24 protein-coding genes are annotated in these 18,029 nt (G+C 41.5%); 21 read left to right on the top strand and 3 right to left on the bottom strand.

The features are described from left to right. The first annotated feature begins 16 nt into the window (after positions 1-16). The 3 genes from FOF60_RS02500 (at position 17) to FOF60_RS02510 (ending at position 1,830) form a co-directional block, all read left to right on the top strand. Entirely contained in the window at positions 17-571 is a 555-nt protein-coding gene (locus tag FOF60_RS02500) for a hypothetical protein (protein ID WP_192473215.1), read from the top strand. A gap of 158 nt (positions 572-729) precedes the next feature. Further along, positions 730-1,086 carry a VOC family protein gene (locus FOF60_RS02505; protein ID WP_192473214.1) on the top strand — a complete coding sequence of 119 codons (357 nt, stop codon included), beginning with the start codon at positions 730-732 and terminating at the stop codon, positions 1,084-1,086. Between the two features lie 312 nt (positions 1,087-1,398). Beyond that, the gene (locus FOF60_RS02510; protein WP_192473213.1) at positions 1,399-1,830 is read left to right on the top strand and encodes a hypothetical protein; all 432 of its coding nucleotides are present in this window, start codon (positions 1,399-1,401) and stop codon (positions 1,828-1,830) included. A gap of 515 nt (positions 1,831-2,345) precedes the next feature. Here the strand turns inward: FOF60_RS02510 and FOF60_RS02515 are convergent. Then, the gene (locus tag FOF60_RS02515; RefSeq protein ID WP_225650402.1) at positions 2,346-2,876 is read right to left on the bottom strand and encodes a GNAT family N-acetyltransferase; all 531 of its coding nucleotides are present in this window, start codon (positions 2,874-2,876) and stop codon (positions 2,346-2,348) included. Positions 2,877-3,017: 141 nt separating this feature from the next. On the opposite strand from FOF60_RS02515, the gene FOF60_RS02520 reads away from it, so the two are divergent. The 4 genes from FOF60_RS02520 to FOF60_RS02535 all read left to right on the top strand — a co-directional run bounded on the left by FOF60_RS02520 (position 3,018) and on the right by FOF60_RS02535 (position 5,136). Further along, on the top strand, positions 3,018-3,236 hold the full coding sequence (locus tag FOF60_RS02520; RefSeq protein ID WP_192473212.1) for a hypothetical protein: 219 nt from the start codon (positions 3,018-3,020) through the stop codon (positions 3,234-3,236). Between the two features lie 217 nt (positions 3,237-3,453). Next, positions 3,454-4,464 carry a DUF3231 family protein gene (locus tag FOF60_RS02525; protein WP_192473211.1) on the top strand — a complete coding sequence of 337 codons (1,011 nt, stop codon included), beginning with the start codon at positions 3,454-3,456 and terminating at the stop codon, positions 4,462-4,464. A gap of 123 nt (positions 4,465-4,587) precedes the next feature. Further along, positions 4,588-4,869, top strand: a complete 282-nt coding sequence (locus FOF60_RS02530) for a hypothetical protein (RefSeq protein ID WP_225650400.1) — start codon at positions 4,588-4,590, stop codon at positions 4,867-4,869. A 63-nt stretch (positions 4,870-4,932) separates the two neighbouring features. Then, positions 4,933-5,136, top strand: coding sequence for a hypothetical protein (locus FOF60_RS02535; RefSeq protein ID WP_192473210.1), 204 nt, complete (start codon positions 4,933-4,935; stop codon positions 5,134-5,136). A gap of 71 nt (positions 5,137-5,207) precedes the next feature. Here FOF60_RS02535 and FOF60_RS02540 read toward each other — a convergent pair whose 3' ends face one another. Beyond that, positions 5,208-5,612 carry a hypothetical protein gene (locus FOF60_RS02540; RefSeq protein ID WP_264647631.1) on the bottom strand — a complete coding sequence of 135 codons (405 nt, stop codon included), beginning with the start codon at positions 5,610-5,612 and terminating at the stop codon, positions 5,208-5,210. A gap of 164 nt (positions 5,613-5,776) precedes the next feature. On the opposite strand from FOF60_RS02540, the gene FOF60_RS02545 reads away from it, so the two are divergent. The 9 genes from FOF60_RS02545 to FOF60_RS02585 all read left to right on the top strand — a co-directional run bounded on the left by FOF60_RS02545 (position 5,777) and on the right by FOF60_RS02585 (position 12,197). Beyond that, positions 5,777-6,022: a YuzF family protein gene (locus FOF60_RS02545; RefSeq protein WP_225650398.1), complete on the top strand. Its 246-nt coding sequence runs from the start codon at positions 5,777-5,779 to the stop codon at positions 6,020-6,022. 574 nt (positions 6,023-6,596) lie between these two features. Then, the gene (locus FOF60_RS02550; protein ID WP_192473209.1) at positions 6,597-6,956 is read left to right on the top strand and encodes a PadR family transcriptional regulator; all 360 of its coding nucleotides are present in this window, start codon (positions 6,597-6,599) and stop codon (positions 6,954-6,956) included. Beyond that, entirely contained in the window at positions 6,943-7,950 is a 1,008-nt protein-coding gene (locus tag FOF60_RS02555) for an HAAS signaling domain-containing protein (RefSeq protein ID WP_192473208.1), read from the top strand. Before FOF60_RS02550 ends, FOF60_RS02555 begins: the two co-directional genes overlap by 14 nt. A gap of 350 nt (positions 7,951-8,300) precedes the next feature. Further along, positions 8,301-9,014, top strand: a complete 714-nt coding sequence (locus FOF60_RS02560) for a toast rack family protein (protein ID WP_192473207.1) — start codon at positions 8,301-8,303, stop codon at positions 9,012-9,014. A 193-nt stretch (positions 9,015-9,207) separates the two neighbouring features. Further along, the gene (locus FOF60_RS02565; protein ID WP_192473206.1) at positions 9,208-10,164 is read left to right on the top strand and encodes an SDR family NAD(P)-dependent oxidoreductase; all 957 of its coding nucleotides are present in this window, start codon (positions 9,208-9,210) and stop codon (positions 10,162-10,164) included. Between the two features lie 89 nt (positions 10,165-10,253). Continuing rightward, the gene (locus tag FOF60_RS02570; RefSeq protein WP_192473205.1) at positions 10,254-10,565 is read left to right on the top strand and encodes a hypothetical protein; all 312 of its coding nucleotides are present in this window, start codon (positions 10,254-10,256) and stop codon (positions 10,563-10,565) included. Positions 10,566-10,647: 82 nt separating this feature from the next. After that, positions 10,648-11,025, top strand: a complete 378-nt coding sequence (locus FOF60_RS02575) for an FAS1-like dehydratase domain-containing protein (RefSeq protein WP_192473204.1) — start codon at positions 10,648-10,650, stop codon at positions 11,023-11,025. A gap of 30 nt (positions 11,026-11,055) precedes the next feature. Then, the gene (locus FOF60_RS02580) at positions 11,056-11,403 is read left to right on the top strand and encodes a hypothetical protein (RefSeq protein WP_192473203.1); all 348 of its coding nucleotides are present in this window, start codon (positions 11,056-11,058) and stop codon (positions 11,401-11,403) included. Positions 11,404-11,501: 98 nt separating this feature from the next. Beyond that, positions 11,502-12,197, top strand: coding sequence for a SurA N-terminal domain-containing protein (locus tag FOF60_RS02585; protein WP_192473202.1), 696 nt, complete (start codon positions 11,502-11,504; stop codon positions 12,195-12,197). Positions 12,198-12,294: 97 nt separating this feature from the next. Here the strand turns inward: FOF60_RS02585 and FOF60_RS02590 are convergent, their stop codons facing one another. Continuing rightward, positions 12,295-13,053: an SDR family oxidoreductase gene (locus tag FOF60_RS02590; RefSeq protein ID WP_192473201.1), complete on the bottom strand. Its 759-nt coding sequence runs from the start codon at positions 13,051-13,053 to the stop codon at positions 12,295-12,297. A gap of 190 nt (positions 13,054-13,243) precedes the next feature. On the opposite strand from FOF60_RS02590, the gene FOF60_RS02595 reads away from it, so the two are divergent. The 5 genes from FOF60_RS02595 (at position 13,244) to FOF60_RS02615 (ending at position 17,696) form a co-directional block, all read left to right on the top strand. Then, positions 13,244-13,432 (top strand): hypothetical protein, encoded by a 189-nt coding sequence (locus tag FOF60_RS02595; protein WP_225650397.1) that lies wholly within the window; start codon positions 13,244-13,246, stop codon positions 13,430-13,432. Positions 13,433-13,488: 56 nt separating this feature from the next. Further along, entirely contained in the window at positions 13,489-13,854 is a 366-nt protein-coding gene (locus FOF60_RS02600) for a TetR-like C-terminal domain-containing protein (protein WP_225650396.1), read from the top strand. Positions 13,855-14,224: 370 nt separating this feature from the next. Continuing rightward, positions 14,225-15,349: a glutamate 5-kinase gene (proB, locus tag FOF60_RS02605; protein ID WP_192473200.1), complete on the top strand. Its 1,125-nt coding sequence runs from the start codon at positions 14,225-14,227 to the stop codon at positions 15,347-15,349. A gap of 21 nt (positions 15,350-15,370) precedes the next feature. After that, positions 15,371-16,639: a glutamate-5-semialdehyde dehydrogenase gene (locus tag FOF60_RS02610; RefSeq protein ID WP_192473199.1), complete on the top strand. Its 1,269-nt coding sequence runs from the start codon at positions 15,371-15,373 to the stop codon at positions 16,637-16,639. A 328-nt stretch (positions 16,640-16,967) separates the two neighbouring features. Continuing rightward, a complete protein-coding gene (locus tag FOF60_RS02615; RefSeq protein ID WP_225650395.1) occupies positions 16,968-17,696 on the top strand; it encodes a nucleotidyltransferase domain-containing protein in 729 nt (242 codons plus the stop codon). Positions 17,697-18,029: the final 333 nt, after the last annotated feature.

The raw sequence follows: 18,029 nt of genomic DNA on the forward strand, positions 1-18,029 counted from the left end.
ATAAGGAGGATTTCCTTTGAATTTTATTGCATGGATGATTGTTGCCTGTGAAGTTGCGTTTTGGATTGTCATTATCCTGGGATTGACAGTTCGGTACATTTTTAAGAAGAATAGACTCAGCATCTTTTTCTTTGTTCTGACACCGTTGATCGATCTGCTTTTGCTGGCTCTTACTAGTTATGACCTTTACCGCGGGGAAACGGCAACCATTGCACACGGTATCGCGGCCATTTATATCGGCGTTTCGGTAGCCTATGGAAAAAGCATGATCAACTGGGCGGATTCACGTTTCCAATATTATATTTTGAAGAAGGGTGAAAAGCCTGAACGTTTGAGGGGAAAGGAATTTTCACAGAACGAAAGAAAGAACCTTCTTCGCCATTATGCTGCGTTCCTTATTGGCGGCAGCATGCTCGGATTGATCATTTACCTGATCAAAGACCCTGCAAGGACGGAGAGCCTATTCGCTGTCTTGAAAACTTGGGCATTTGTTCTCGCCATTGATACTGCCATAACAGCAAGTTACTTCATTTGGCCGAAAAAAGAAAAAGGCACAAGCAAAGTTGGTTAGGTCTGACGTGGGGATAGTTTGGCACCTCAAGTTGAACCTTTTGAGAAGGGGAAACGCTCTCCTGTCTCAACAATTATAGAAGCACGTTGACTTAACAAGGAAAATAACAGTTATGATAAAATCGGAATAGTTTAAAATATCTATAAATAGGAGGAGTTATGAACTCAAACCCAATTTTAAATCAAATCGGAACGACATTTATTCCTGTTCGTGACATTGAAAGAGCGCGGAACTGGTATTGTGACATATTAGGGTTACCATCCGATGGTGAGATTTTATTTGGTCATCTTTACGTATTACCTATGAACGGAACGGGTATCGTATTAGACAGCAAAATATTTTCAGAGGAAAATATATATAAAGCTCCACCATTTCATTTAAATACACATAATATCGAACAAGCTTTTCAATACATGAAAAGAAAAAATGTGGAGATTACTACGGAAATTGAAAATAATCATTGGTTCAATTTTAAAGATTTAGACGGCAATCATTTAATGATTTGCCAATGTTAGTTTTTTCACTAAGTGGGACGGATCTGGTGTCTAGTAATTAGTAAGAATTTGGGCTTTTTTGGGACGTGAGAACCGTCCCTCAGTCTCTTTAAAAGTTTATGAGTATATGGCGTTGATCCAATAAGGATTAACGCCTTTTTGTTGAATTCTTTTTTATAACGGAAGGGTGCTAAGCCCTTTAGGGCAATGTGGTGCAGAAAACACTACAGATTGGTGTGAAATTTTTTTCATTCTATATTCAATAAATCACATAACCAAAGGGTAAATTAAGAACCTGATTTTTAATTCCTTTATATTTCAGGAGGTTTTAATTTGTTATTAGTTTGGGTTCTCATAGCGCTTTTGATAATTTTTACAATATTCATGCCTAAAAGGTTAACTGTTAAAGAAAACATAATCATGTTTCCAATAATCGGTTACTTTGCCTGGACGGCCCATACCGTATTTGGTATGATGTTAGATTTTGTGGACTTTGGTCCTACAAAGAAGGTTGAACTCACAGATTGGGCACTTGTTACGTTTATTCCACCCCTACTAGGAATTCTATTTCTTAACTTTAAAACAAGTAAGTATATGATTTATGTGGTTATCTGGACAATTTCTTCGTTTTTAATTGAACTATTACTTGATATTTTTGGCTATATGAAACACTCGGAATGGATTATTTGGTACTCCATTCCAACTTATTTACTTGCCTATTTTTCTTTGCATTGGTTTTTTCAAAGGGTAATAAGAAGCTTGTAAGGTAATCTTAATCAAGGATTTTAGAAAAATAAAAACAAGAATAGACGCTGGGAAGGGTTCCTAATGTCTCAAAAAATCTATTCAAAAGGGACGGGAGAATCCGTCCCTTTTTTGCATGGGGAGGAAGTGTTGATGAAAATCATGAATAAATCAAATAAAACTTAAATATATAAGAATAAAGTACTTGGACAACAACTGCCATATTAATTTTGGAACTATAAGGTGCTGATCTTTTGAATAGAAATAGGAATTTGAATTTAGTTATTTTTGCGCTAGTCTGTTTGCTTATAGTTCTATTTGTGCATGTAATCATCCACACCAAGGTTTATGTTGTGTATAGCGCAAGTCTTGGGTCAATTTTCATGATTGGACTTGTCATCTTCCTTATTGTGTTTCTTTATTTTAATGGGTAAAAATAGTGAAAGAGAAGTGTCCGGAGAAAAACTAAACGTTTAAGATGGAAACCGATCCATAGTCTCTATTGAAAAAAAACTCCCTAACAAGGGAGTTTTCCATTATGTATTTCTAAGAACGGTAATGAATCCGTCCAGAATCTGATGGCTTATTTTAAACCCTTTGCTTTGGTAAAAATTCAAGGCTGCATCATTTCCGTTGGAAACATAGATAAACTGATCCTGAACGTCGTTAAAGGAATCAAGCCATTCCTTTGATTTTTCATAAAGGACCGATCCAATGCCAATGCTGCGATAACCGCCTTTGATATAAAATTGCGAAAGGCAGCCGACATCATTTCCTTTTACCGATTCCATGTCAAAAAAGACGGCAAACTCATTCGAATAAACTTCCTTCGGGGAAACATTGCTATAGACGTATCCGACAACTTCATTGCCATCCATTGCGGCTATGATTTGATTGGCTTTTGCATTTTTTACAGAAGGGACCAGCCGCGTTTCAAAGCTCATGCCATTGAAGAGCTCAGGGCGAATCGTTGCTAAAGATTTCTGGTAAACCATCAACTCATTGCAAAGATCTTTCACAATGCTAATCTGCTCTTCGGCTATGAGTTCATAAGTAATTGCCATCATTCAACTTCCTTTTCTTTCAGGTTCTTTAATCGAATTATATCGTGAAACCTCGGCTTATGATAACCAAATCTTTTTTCTTCCTGACAGCTTGTCATGATTAGGCCACATGGTTCATAAACTCTATCAAAAGGGGGTGGAGAGTTGAACCGTGTTTCGAACAGGGTGGATTATTATTTGAAGGACAAATGTCTCTTAAGTGCGAATGTAAAGCAGTGGGAGCAATATATTGCTGCATTGCGGGCCTGCAATACAGTCACGATAAACAAAAAGGAATACATGGTAGACAAAATAAATATGGTTCATGATCCTGCAACCATCGTATTGAAAGTCAATATTCAACCGCTTAAGGTTTATATTTAAGTATCCTTTATGGATGCTTTTTATTTTTTTAAAGGATAGTTAATGATTTCTGACATGAAAATATAGTGGACTGCAGAAGGCCTACAGTATTACTTAGAACATGTGCCCGAAAAGAGGAGAAGCCGAAGATTTCGGTAACAAGTTTGAGGATTATTTCCATTAGGCAGGGGACTCTAAAGAATAAAAGTCATATTGAAAATGAAGGGAAGTTATTCTAATGGTCCTGATCAATCCAATCAGCTCCTCTGAGATAGGGACTCTGTGGCAGACTTACCAGGAAAAGACTCTGATCATGCGATTTCTGGAATACTTTATACAGAAGGCGGATGACCAGGAATCGCGGAATCTGTTGGGAGGTCTTTGGCAGGAGCTTAATTTTTACGTGAAGGAAATGGAAAAAGTTTTTGATGAGCAAGGAATGGTAAAGCCAGTAGGTTTTACATCTGAGGATGTGAATATTGAAGCTCCTAAGCTTTATGATAATGGTTTTGACATCATGTTTGTCCGTGTCTTGAAGCAGGTTAGCATGGGGCTCTATACCTTAAACATGAATATGTCGTATAACAATCGAGTGATGGCGATTTATGAGGGACTGACGACCATTACCCAGAAAATTTATAAGCTTGCCACCATGTATCTTCTTGAAAAAGGGCTTCTGTCCCAGCCGCCAAAGGTGACCATGCCGAAGACAACTGAATTCATCGAGAGTAAAAAATATATGAAGGGCATGAAACTGTTTGGTGACAAAAGGGCTCTGAATGACCTGGAGATCGGGATTCTCCACCATAATCTCGAATCCAACAATATTGGCATGAAGCTGATTACAGGCTTTGCTCAATGTGCACGGAACAAAGAGGCAAAACAGTATTTCGTGCAGGGAAAAGAGCTTGCAAAGAAACAGATGAAAATGATGGAGAAAATATTGCGAGAGAGCGATATTACCCCTGTCCTTTCGCCAGGGGGGACAGTAACGACCTCCACCGTACCGCCATTCTCAGACAAGCTTATGATGCATTGCATTTATATCCTGAATGGATTCGGGCTCGTTGGGGCGGGAAGCGGATCATTCTTCAGCTTAAGAAATGATATATCCATGAAATCCATCTTGCTGGCTAAAGATGTATTTTTCTATGCTCAGGAAGGCATTGAAATCAAGATTAAAAACGGATGGTTTGAAGAGCCTCCACAGATGGAAGACAGAGCGGCGATCATAAAGAAAGGACAGTGAGGGGCTTGGGGACGGTTCCATTCCCCGGTTGTTCTTAAAGAGGGATTAATCTCCCAAGGTATCACAGTTAGGATAGACAGTTTTACATTTTCCTGAGGTAGCTTGAATAGACTCTTAGGGGAGGTGTCGAAACTGTCTAATTTGATTATGCATGTCTGCAGACTGTTCCTTGGAGTTGTTTTCCTGCTTGCGGGCATTAACGGGTATTTTGTTATTTTTGGGTTGGAGCCATTCATCGCCACAAGTCCAGAAGCAATGGCCTTGTTTCAATTTGACTACCTATTAGTGGTTGAAAAATCACTTGAAATCATTTGTGGGATCTTGCTAATCACGAACCAAAAAACTGGAAGAGTAGAAGGAATGATGATAGGCAAGAGGGCGGGGAGTAAGTGGCTGTGCCTGTGAGACAATTTGTTAAAGTCTCATAAAGTATAGAGAAATAGGTTTTAGTACTGGGAGTGAATCTGATTGTTTGTTGGACGTGCATTATACTTATTAGGAATGGCTTTCGTTTTCTTTAGTATTGTTGTACTCATTATGTCTCTTTTTTCAAATAGCGGCGGAGATTTAATGATTCCATTATTCGCTTTGCTGAATGGTTTGATTGCCATGGGTGTTGGAGATCTTGTCATAGATGTGAATCATCGGCAAAGAGTAGAAAAGATGAAATAAAGGCGGACACGGGGACGGTTCTGGTGCACCCAACAAATATTTTTGGGGCCGGGAAAACCGTCCTTTGTTTCTTAATTGATCGCCTCTTCCGTTTCCCTGACAATCATCCATTTTTGCTGTATTAACTGCCAGTTTTCAATCGTAAATAGCCGCGCTAAGACTTCTTCATTTTTAACGATCAGCTGCTCATAAAAGACCACAGCGTTTTCTTTGTTCCTGAGACGGATCACCCGGTTCTCAAAGCGTTTCTGGCATCCCCGGAAATGCATGACGGATTGGTTCAGGCCATCTATGGCTTCCTGTTTGTTAAAAAATGCCGGCCGATCATTGGCACTTCTGAAAAAAGTGACATAATAGTCTTCTGTCATTCGATCCAGATCAGATGTCTCACCTGTAGCCATTGCCATATTCCAATCTTCAAGAAAAGAATCATGCATAAGTTCGAAATCTATGGCTATATTTTTAAGTTCGACCACGTTAAAACCTTCTCTCCAAATTTAATTAGTAAAAATATTCGATGATAAAGTCTATATATCCTTTTTAATAGACGGATAGGACTCATGCGGGTAACAAACCAAGCCAGGCGTTCATAGGATAATCAGAATTAAATGGTGACCTGTCTGGAGGGAGAAGAAGGATTATGATGCCTAATGGAATGAATTCGCAGGGAGCACAAAACGGACCAATGAATGTGGTGATCGTGGAACCGTATGTCTATTCCGCTCTTTATAGGCTTATTGGAAAAAGAGTCGTCCTTGACACAACGCGTGGTTCCGTGAGCGGAATCGTAAGGGATGCCAAGCCAGACCATGTGGTGGTCGAGGAGCAGGATTCCACCTTTTTTGTCCGGATCCGTGAAATCGTCTGGATTATGCCGGAGGCTTAAATGGAAGCAAAGGGAGTGAGTCCCTTTGCTTCTTCTGGTTTGTGGAGCCGCCGGGCACACGAAAGAACAGCTGTAATGGCTGTTCTTTTTTTGTATGTGGGATATTGACTTTGAGAACCATTTTTTCACGTTGGTCGATATATTCGTGAATGTGGTCGATATAATGAAAAAAACGCCGATATATTTAAAAATCTGATCGATAAAACATCAAACAGTCCATATTGTTTCCCCATCATTCCAACTTTTAGCATGTCAAACTAACATAGAAAGCAAATATTCCAGAAAAACAACACAATATCGTTTGTTTCGCAGTGAACTGACCCGCGATTGTTAGATTTTTCTAGCACTCGAAAAATAAACATAGAACCTTTATGAATTTATTATTGAGTATCCTTTGGGATGCTTTTTATTTTGTACTTACAATTTGCGACTCTTTCTTCTTCATTCTTTGATGACCTATGCTAAGATTTCGAATTCCGTTTTAAACGAGAAGCGTCCGTTCATTTCGCAGCTAATATTGTATCATTTACAATACTGTATAACATACACTATACTGAAGGCAGGAGTTGATACAATGAGCAATGTGAATGAAATGGTTGATAAGTTACTTCAGGAATTGCGCAGGGGCACGATCACCATTGCTGTATTAAGCCAGCTTGAAAAACCTCAGTATGGATATTCTCTCGTCTCCATACTGGCGGATAAAGGGATTCAGGTAGAGGCTGGAACCTTATATCCTTTGCTCAGAAGGCTGGAGAAGCAGGGGTTGCTGATAAGCGAATGGGATACAAATGAGGCGAGGCCCCGGAAATTTTACGTGCTGAGTCCTCTAGGAAAGGACGTTTATATAAAGCTGCTCGATGAATGGAAGAAGATGGCCTCGAATATGGCCGGGCTGATCGAAGGGGGAGGAATAGAAAATGGAGATGATTGAGAGGTACATTCATGCTGTGACCCACGAACTTCCGCAGTCTCAGAGAACTGATATTGCCAAGGAATTGAGAGGTTTGATTGAAGACATGCTTGGGGAAAGGACACACGGCCGCCCGATTGCCGATGAAGATGTGGAAAGCATCCTGCTCGAACTTGGTCCCCCGAGGGATTTAGCTGACAAGTATCGTGGTTCGAAAAGATACTTAATCGGCCCCGAGCTCTTCCATCCCTATATTACTGTACTGAAGATCGTCTTTTTTGCTGTGCTGGTTGCCATGACGGTCGTGTTCATCATTGAATCAATGGTTGAACCCGGCTCGGTGATAGAGCATATTATCGGTTATTTCACGTCGGTCATAAACGCGGGCATGCAGGCGTTTGTCTGGGTGACGATCGGGTTTGCGATTGCGCAATATAAAGGAGTCACTCCCAATGTTGGAATCGCTGAAGAGAATGGAAAGTGGACACCTTCAGATCTTCCGCCTGTTCCTGATCAGAAAAAGCGGATCAAACGCGGCGAAGCCATCACAGGAATTGTTTTTTCAATCCTGTTCCTTGTCTTCCTCTATTCTTCCAACCATGTGTTTGGTGTCATGATGTTCGAGGAAGGCGAACTTGTAAACGTGATTCCATTTTTAAATAAAGAGTATATCGAACAATTCTTCAACATTATTTATGTCATCACTGTGATCGGGATTTTAAAGGAAGGGTTAAAGCTGATCATCGGAAAATGGACGAAGAAGCTGGCCATATATAATTTGATCCTGAATGCAGTCACACTGATTCTTGTTTCCTTCTTGTTTAAGGACCAGGCAATCTGGAATCCCGACTTCATGCAGCAATTGAACCAAGTAAGCGAAGCAGGTTTGAACCAGGACACGTACGAACTGATCAAAACCATCTGGACACAATCCAAAACATGGGTCGTGATTGTATTCGCGGTTGCTCTGATCGTTGATACAGTATCCGGATTTTATAAAGCATATCTGAAGTGAAAAAGGAAGCTGATCTTTTGGGTAAGCTTCTTCCTGTATTTTAAACGGCTTGAAAAAGAGATGAACAATTCCATGAAAAAATGAGCAAAGGGTTACGGCCCTTTGCTCCATTCAATAGGCAATGAGAACTGTCCGAAGTCACCGATTCTTAATCAGCCAGAAAAGAACCGAGGTGTTGGGGCTGAGGTACCGTCACCCCTTCTATCCACTGCTTTGCTGATAACGTGAATTCGTCCCATTATATTCCATATATAGGTCGCAAGGCTGATTACAAGTTAAAGCCCCAGGCTGTTAAATGAAGCTGGGGATTGCCTTATGATTAACCTATAATCAATTGGAGGCGAAATAAAATGAAAAAAGTGATGGGTTTGGGTTTGGCTGCGTTGTCGGCTGTTTTGATACTGTCTGGGTGCAATAACACGATTTTTGCCAGTGATGAACGTGATAATGAAATACTTGTGGAGAAGGATCGGGCAAAGGAGCTTGAGGTTGTCCTGAATTTTGGTGCCGGGGAGATGGACGTTGCGGGCGGCGGCAAAGAATGGATAAGTGGAAACGCAATCTATGAACCTGAAAAGATGAAGCCTGAAGTTTCCTATGATCTAAACGGAAAAGTAGGAGAGGTTGAGATTGCTCAGCCGGATCATTTTAAAATCGGAAAGATGAAGAATGAATGGGACATAAAAATTAACGAAGATGTACCAGTTGACCTGGTCGTAAATGCAGGGGCGTCAGAAACCGACCTTGATTTGAAAGGGATTCAGCTTTCGAACCTTGAGGTGAACGCAGGGGTTGGTAAAATAACCGTTGATCTTGGAGGAGACTGGAAAGAAAGCTTTGATGCCAGGCTTTCATCTGGAGTCGGGCAGATGACCGTCATCCTTCCAAAAGATACAGGAGTAAAAATTCACGCACAAAAGGGCTTAGGTTCCTCATCCTTTGAAGATTTAATTTCAAAAGGAGACGGTGTTTATGTGAATGAAGCTTATGAAGATGCAAAAGTGAAGATCGATTTGAAGGCAGACTTAGGTATAGGCGAAGTTACATTTAAAACAGAAAAATAATGGTGGAAAAGGGACGGGATCAGTGACTCATCATTCGAAAGGACTGGTGGGAATGCAGATTCGTCCCTCTTCAGGTTTCTTAATCAAACGTTTGATTAAGATCAACAAATCCTTTTATTCTCAGCATTTGATTCTGACTGGTATGAAAAAAAGATATGATGAAAGTGTGATACTTTTTACCAAGGAGGTTCATATGGAAGATAAAATTGTCGTCATAACAGGAGCGAATTCTGGTATTGGCAAGGCGGCGGCCACGAAGTTTGCCAATGAGGGATACACCGTGGTAATGGCATGCCGCAATCTTGAGAGAAGCAAAAGTGCGCAACAGGAAATAATTGATGCAACTAAGAATCCACATATTGATTTGCTGCAGCTAGATATTTCTTCATTCCAATCCATCCGCCAATTTTCCACAGTGCTTAAAGATAAATATCCTAAACTGGACATTCTGATTCACAATGCTGCCTATTTGAATCATGGAGAGAAAAACTACTTGCTTAGCCAGGACGGAATCGAGCTTTCTTTTGCCACGAATACCGTTGGCCCTTTCCTGCTCACTAGACAAGTGGTTAGTATGCTAGAAAAGTCGGAGGATGCACGGGTCCTTCATGCCTGCACGACGAATATCAGGCATTTTTTCGAACCAAAAAGGACGATTGAGTTCGATAATCTTCAGGGAGAGTTCAAAAACGAACGGCCATTCAAAACATATAAGTTTTATGGCGACACCAAAATGGCTTTGTTGCTGATGACCTTTAAAATGGCCGATGAATTGAAAAAACAACGGATCAGCGTCAATGCCGTGCAAATTCCTGCTATCAAACTATCGAAAGAAACGATTAATAAATTCCAATCAGGCTGGAGATTCGCAGCGAGGATTCAGAATGCCTTCAGCGCACCCAGGGAAACGATGGCTGACACCTATTTTCATATATGCACTTCAGAAGAGTTCAAGAATGTGACAGGCAAACTCATCAACGATAAAAGAAAGGTGATGGAGCCATCACATTATTCTAAAGGACTTACACAGGATATCAAGCAGCTGATGGATCAAAATGTTTACCCGAAATACGCAGACGATCCGGAGAACATCGAGAAAGTCTGGGACCTTTGTGTCAGCTTAACAAGCAATCCTGTAAGTAGGGTTTAGGAAGCAGAAGGTTATTATAATGAAACCTTTTCAGAGTATAAGCGTAACATTAGATAGGGTCCCAACGCTGGATGCTCAGGAGGTACATTATGATTGTGACGATTTTTTTCACCGTGGTTATCTTGATTCCGATTTATGGCTTGCTGATTTGGACATATAATAGTCCGGAAGAAAGCATCCTGTTCGGCAGTCGCTGGATGTATAGAGAGGAACCGGAAATATCGAGTAAAGCCATCCGCTATACAAGGTTCATCGCGATGGCTTCCATGATTGCGATTCCTTTTGCAGTCGTAAGTCTCATCCTCGAAATCTATGTGCTTAGATTAGTACTAGTCGTGATTCCAATTGTGATGATATTTGGAGCTCTTAAAATATTCACTGATGATAAAGATCATCAGTAAACTGGCGTGATCCGGGGAGGATTGGCGCCTTTTTTGTTGTATTTAATGGAGTAAAGGATTTGGCTAACAGGAGGAGAGAAATATGACATTGCAGGCGGGAGATATCATAACGTTTGAGAGGACTTTTGCATTAAGGGATGTTGAGTTGTTCACGGAGATCTCAGGAGATGAGGGAATCCATCATCTGACTCCGGATGAACAAGGCAGGCTGGTTGTACAGGGATTGTTGACAGCCACACTGCCGACCAAAGTAGGCGGAGACCACAATGTGCTCGCCCGGAATATGACCTTCGAGTTCCTGCGGCCAGTTTTTACAGGGGACACCATCATATGTGAAGTGAAAATTGAAAAATACGAAAAGCAGGAAAAGAATCGGACTGCCATTCGAGCGACCTTCATTTGCACCAATCAGCATGAAAAAGAAGTGCTGACTGGGGAGTTTACCGGGGTGATTCTTTGAATCTGTTTTGTATTCATTCAAACAAAGAGGGTGGAGAAAGTTAATAAAAATATATTAGGTAAAATATCAATTTTTGCAATCTTAATTATTGTTTCTATAATATTTCTTTTTTCATATCAAGAATCTGAGAAATTCGAGGGTTTTCCTGTTCCGATAGGTGCTGAACTAACAAGTATCAAGGGGAGATATGAATCTTATAAATGGGAAGCGGCTTCTGAGGAAAATGGTCTGCCCTTAAGATATCAAGCTATTATTAGACTTTGGGGATGGGAGAAAAAAGAACAGGAAGGTGCTTTAACCGTTTATGAAAAAGATGGGAGAGAAGTAGAATTAGTATCACTGACAAATTTTTTGAGTCTTAGCTCTTCTCAGAAGTGAAATATTTCAATCTGATAACAATTCCTTAAAAACTTCCCTTTTAATTCGAAGAATGTGATAATATGACGGACAAGTTAAGTGAAAGGGGAGTTTTTTTGATGAAGCGCATTTTAACAGGCATTCTTTTATTGAGCGTTGCCGTCCTTGTTCTGGGCGCATGCAGCAATGATAGCTCAAAAGGGAATACTGAGAAGGAAAATAAAGAAGATTTGGTTGCAAAAGTAGATGGGGAAGGCATTTCTAAGCAGCAATATGAGAAAGAGCTGGAGGCCATGAAAGCAACTTATGAACAACAGGGCATGCCGGCAGATCAGATGGATAGCAAGCAGAAGGAAGAACTGGAGAAGTCTGTTCTGGACCAAATGATCAATGCCGAGCTGCTTCTCCAGACAGCTGAGAAGGACGGCATCTCAATTGAAGATAAAGAAGTCGATGCAGAGCTGGAAAAAATCAAAGGCAACTTTGAAGATGATAAACAGTTCGAAGAAGCACTGAAAAAGAATGAAATGACTGAAAAAGATCTAAAAGACCAGCTGAAAAAGCAACTGACTGTCAATAAGTACTTGGACGGCAAGGTTGGCAAGGTCGAAGCAACCGACGAAGAAATCCAGGCCATGTATGAACAATATAAACAGCTGGCACAAGCCCAGGAACAAGAGCCTGAAGCATTAGAGAAGATCAAGCCACAGCTTGAGCAGCAGGTTCTCTCAGAAAAAGAAAATGAGAAAATCAGCAAGCTGATTGAAGGTCTACGTAAAGAGAATGAAGATAAGATTAAAATCATTAAAGCATAGAACTACAAATAAAAGAGGATAGGCAGATGCCTGTCCTCTTTTATTTGTTCTCTATTCTTTGGGACTGAATGGAATAAATTAACGTCCCTGGTTCTCATTAATAAGCAGTCCAGCCAGCGTCAGCTGTGATGACTGTTCCATTTACAAAGCTTGATTCATCTGAAGCAAGGAACAGGGCAGCTTTTGCGATTTCGGCTGCTTTGCCGATTCGTGGGTTCAGGGCCAGTCCAGGCTGGGTGCGGCCCATTCCGAATTCGCTGATGCCTGTCATGGATGCGCTGATATTTGTTTCAACAGCACCTGGCGCAATCGCGTTACAGCGGATGCCTTTTTGCGCATACATGAATCCAGTATTCTTCGTGAATCCGACAACTGCATGCTTGGAAGCTGTATAAGCTGCGCCAGCGCGAGCCCCATGTAATCCACCGGCAGAAGCGACGTTGATGATGACGCCTTGTTCTTTTTCCAGGAAGATTGGGAGTACCTTTCTGGTTGCGCGCATCACGCTGGTTGTATTGACCGCGAAAATTCGCTCCCAGTTGTCGTCCTTGATTTCACCAGCTGGCTCGAAGTTGTCCATAATTCCGGCGTTATTGACTAGAATATCAACAGTTCCGTAAGTCTCCACTGTTGTATCGATTAAGTTTTGAATGTCCTCTTCCTTCGCTACATTGGCCATTACAGAGGTCGCTGTACCTCCAGCAGATTGGATTTCTTCCACTGTTTTAGCTGCTGCCTCGGCGTTGATATCCGATACGACAACCTTTGCCCCTTCTTTTGCATAAAGCACGGCAATTTCCTTTCCCATTCCGGATGCTGCGCCTGTAACGATTGCTACCTTATTTTGAAGTCTCATTTCCATTCCTCCCTTTTAAAGTGTTGAATCCCCGTTATTCAACAGATGTTCATTAAGCAACATCTATCTATAGTATAATAACCTTGTAAGAAACGCTTCAATCGGCAAAGAAAGCGATATTTGTTTAATAATGAACACCATGTACCAATAATGAATATTATTTCTTTTTATTGAACAAAGAGGTGGTTATATGTCTGTTAAAAGTGACTATATAGACAGAAGGATCTTGAAATCCAAGAAGGCGCTGAAGGAAGCGTTGATTTCCTTGATGAAAATGAAAGAGTTCAAGGAGATTACCGTAAAAGATCTTGTTCAGGGTGCCGATTTGAATCGAGGCACTTTTTTTACAAGCATTATCAGTACAAAGAGGACCTGCTGAATGAAATCATCGACGATGTCATCACCGACCTGATCGAATCCTATCGTGAACCATATTTGAACAAAGAAAACTTTGAAGTGGACAAGCTGACAACCTCTGCCATCAAAGTGTTTGATCATGTCATCCAATACAGTGATTTTTACTCCCTGATTGTCCAATCCACAACGCTGGCAGGATTTCAGCACAAAATGACCAAGGTATTGAAAGAGCTAACTTTAAAGGACCTAAGCGATCAAATTAAGAATGATAAGATCAACAAAGAATTACACGCCAGCTATCAGGCATTTGCGATTGCCGGGTTGATCATCGAATGGATTGAAGGAGGCTATAAATACAGTGCGCATTATATGGCAGAACAGCTGCTGGAAATCATAAAGTATAACAGCTTGAACGCTGTATTCAGGCCGAATGTTGAGGGTTAGATAGAATGAAACATGATAAACAGCTGTCTTTCCTTCAAGATTCGTTTTAACCGCTGAGAGTTTTCATGCTCTTAGCGGTTTTCTTTTAGAAAAAACAATTGATTCCCTCAATTCCGATATATTGCGATATTTTAGCTTGAGCCAGCCTGAACAGGGATGAGGGCAACTTAATGGCCCCTATCTTCAAAATGTTACCGCTTCCATTCACTATCTCGGCCATATGCTCACGAATGGCAGGATATCCCTTGAAACTGTTTTTGAGGATGTTACCATTAATAACGTTGGCAAAAGAGAAACGGTATACGAACACTTTTTGAATGAGTGATGGTTCCTTCTGTTGTAGACGGACGGATTCACAAGGAGGTATTGGATGGTAGATCAAGACAGGAAGATAAAAAGAGTTGTAATTAAGATTGGCAGCAGTTCGCTGACGAGTATGCATGGTGAGATCAGCCGCCGGAAGCTGGAGAACCTGGCGAACCAGATTGTGGCCTTGAAGGATGCGGGCTATGAAACAGCGGTTGTTTCATCTGGCGCTGTGGCTGCAGGGTACCGCAAGCTTGGCTGTATTCAGCGTCCGACTTCATTGCCGGAAAAGCAGGCAGCCGCCTCGATCGGCCAGGGCCTGTTAATGGAATCTTATTCAGAACTGTTTTTATCTCATGGGTATGTCGCTTCCCAGATCTTGATCACGAGAAGCGATTTTGCGAATGAAAATCGCTATAACAACATGAAAAATACATTGAACGTCCTGTTGGAGAGAGGGATTATCCCGATCATCAATGAAAATGACACGGTCACAGTCGACCGCCTGCGTTTCGGCGATAATGACACATTGTCAGCGAAGGTAGCCGCGTTGATTGAGGCAGACCAACTGATCATCCTTTCAGACATCGACGGTTTGTATGACGCAAATCCGAACGACAACCCAGACGCTAAGTTGCTTGATAAGGTCCATGAAATCACTCCTGAAATCGAAGCAGCAGCAGGCGGCTCCGGAAGCGCGGTCGGTACAGGCGGGATGAAATCGAAAATCTCCGCTGTAAAAATCGCGATGGCATCCGGGATTGATTCGTTTTTAGGGAAGGCCGACAGCAAGGACATTCTGGTAAAAGCGGTGAGCGGAACGGCAAAGGGCACTTATTTTAACCAGGATCCCGAAGGCTTCAACCTCGACAACAACCAGCAATGGATCGCCTTCCATTCTGGACCTGAGGGCGAAGTCATCATCCGTCCGGAATCTAGGGAAGCAATCATCGAGGATCGGAAAAACATCCTCCCGTCTGACATCCTTCAGGTAAAAGGAAGGTTCGGCGAGGGATCAGTCGTCAGAGTGATGGATGAAAACGGAGAAGAAATCGGACTCGGACGAATCAATTATTCTAGCGGAAAATTGGAAGAGACACTTATTGAAGAAGAATGTGAACGAAAAGAAGCAATCGAACAGGACACATTTGTTTGTTCACGAGACTTTGCATTACCGGTATCAGTCTAAAAATATACAGGAGGCGTTTTGATGACATTGACAATGACTCAAACAACGACGACAGTAGAGGAACAAGCAATTGCAGCGAAAAAGGCAGCGAAGCAGCTGAGCATTCTATCCACTGAGGAAAAAAACAAAGCGTTGCTGATTCTCGCTGACGCACTGGAAAACAATTATGAAGCCATTTTAGCTGAGAACGAAAAGGATTTAATGAACGGAAAGGAAAAAGGCTTCGAGGATGCATTCATGGATCGCCTTGCCCTTTCACGCGAGAGAATCTTCGACTTTGCAGAAGGACTTCGCCAGGTGGCTGAACATGCCGATCCAGTTGGGGACGTTCTTTCAGACTGGACACTGGAAAATGGACTCAATGTAAAAGAAATTCGCGTTCCGCTAGGCGTCATCGGTATGATCTACGAAGCACGCCCGAACGTAACCGTCGACGCTGCAGGACTGGCACTTAAATCAGGAAACGCCATCATCTTAAAAGGCGGATCGTCCGCACTATCCTCCAACAAAGCCATCGTCGACATCATGCACCAGGCACTCGAAAATACAAAGGTGCCAAAAGACGCCATCCAGTTCATCGCTACAGCAGACCGCGAAGCAACACAGCAGCTGTTCACGATGAAAGAACATATCGATGTCCTGATCCCGCGCGGAGGCGGAGCATTGATCAAGGCAGTCGTTGAAAACGCGACCGTCCCGGTGCTTGAAACAGGAGTAGGCAACTGCCACCTGTACGTCGATGAAGAAGCTGACACTGAAAAAGCACTCAACATTATGATTAATGCCAAGACAGATCGCCCGGCAGTCTGCAACGCAGCAGAGACACTTGTTGTCCATCAGGCATGGCTTGAGAAGAACAAAGAAAAGCTTGCTGCTGCATTCCAGGAGAACGGCATCACTGTGCATGGAGACGGAGCAGCAGCGGCAGTATTGCCAAACGTGGTACCAGCAACCGAAACTGACTGGGCTGACGAATACCTGAGTCTCGATATCGCCGTCAAGGTGGTTAACGATCTTGATGAAGCCATTGACCACATTGACCAGTACGGCACAAAACACTCAGAAGCGATCATTACTGAAAATGCTGAGAACGCAAAGAAGTTCCTGCAGCTAGTAGATGCTGCAGCATTATATCATAACGCATCCACTAGATTCACAGATGGAGGAGCATTAGGGTTTGGAGCCGAGATTGGGATTTCTACACAGAAGCTTCATGCCAGAGGGCCTATGGGATTGCCGGCGCTGACTACCCGGAAGTATGTTATGGTTGGGGATGGGCTAGTTAGGTAATACATTAGCTAAGGCAATGGCAGAGATGAAAACTTTCCTTGTCGTAGTTAAAGTAACGGGCTCACTTCTGAGGTGCAAAATCAAAAATATAAATAACTTAGTATAGTGAAAAGCATGGTGATTAGTAATAAAATCATCATGCTTTTTTTGGTTTCCAATATTATCCTGAATTTATATCTGTTATAATTGGAATTGCAATACCAGTTAAAATATTACTTTTTGGGTTAATAAGGATCTTTGTGAAATCATGTACTTAGCTAAACCAGCAGTTTACTTCAATAAGAAGCTGTTTGTTTATATTATCTTAGTGGATTAGGGAAATGTTGGGATGATAATAGAGGGATGTGATGAAATAGTGATTTTAAAAGCTGGGTATGGTCTAGACCCTAACGGATTTATTGTGAGCGATGTTAGTAAAGATAAAATTGATAATGTCTATATGCCTTGCATCCGACAATCTGTTAACAGCCTTAAAAACTTGGTTCCTGAACAGTTGCACAGTGTTTATGTGTACGGTAGCGTAGCCAGAGGCGAAGCCATAGCTTTAAAATCAGATTTAGACCTTATTGCTCTGTTTGATGGCAAAATTAGTGCCTATAATATAGCTGAAATAAAGAACCTGGCTCAGGAATTGTCACAAAAGTATCGGTCTATGGTTCGTGATGTTGGTATTGCTGTTGCATATTACGACTATACGGTTGACCCCTCAAATTACTACGAAAATGCATTTCTTAAGGAACTCTGTGTTTGTGTGTATGGAGAGGATTTAGGGAAACGATTTGGTCCTTACAAACTTACTTCAGAGATAGCCATTCGATTTAATGGAGATATTTGTGAGAATCTTAATCGGACGTTAAATAAGTGTAAAACAGCTTCAAACGAGGAGTTTAAAATAATTTCGCAAGGCTTCGCCCGTAAACTCATTCGAACATTCTATTCAATGGTGATGGTGCGTTCCCAGATTTGGACGACACGACTTCACGAGCAATCAGAAGTCTTTATCCATCACTTTCCAGAAAAAAAAATCTATTATTCTTACCCTGCTAAAATGGATTGAGGAACCACCAACGGACCGTGAGACTGTATATGAGTTGTTTAATAGAGAGGGTGAGTGGGCTTGTGCGAACTTTTCACACGAAGCCAATATTTCTTATTGAAATAACGGAGCTGTTTACTTTAAGAAGAAATATCCTTGAATGTATTAAACCAATTTATTAAAAGAGGTAAAGAATGTTTGCTTATAAGTGTAAGAGGTTAATTGAGGATTTTAAAAAGGAGAGACTGAGGGACGGTTCTACTGCTTGTTTTCGAGCAGTAGAACCGTCCCTCTGCTTTCATCTGCTTTCAATATACAAAATAGTCCAAAAATGTTACGGTTATGGTAATGAAA

Origin of the sequence: Mesobacillus jeotgali (genome assembly GCF_014856545.2) — a bacterium.
Classification (GTDB): domain Bacteria; phylum Bacillota; class Bacilli; order Bacillales; family Cytobacillaceae; genus Mesobacillus.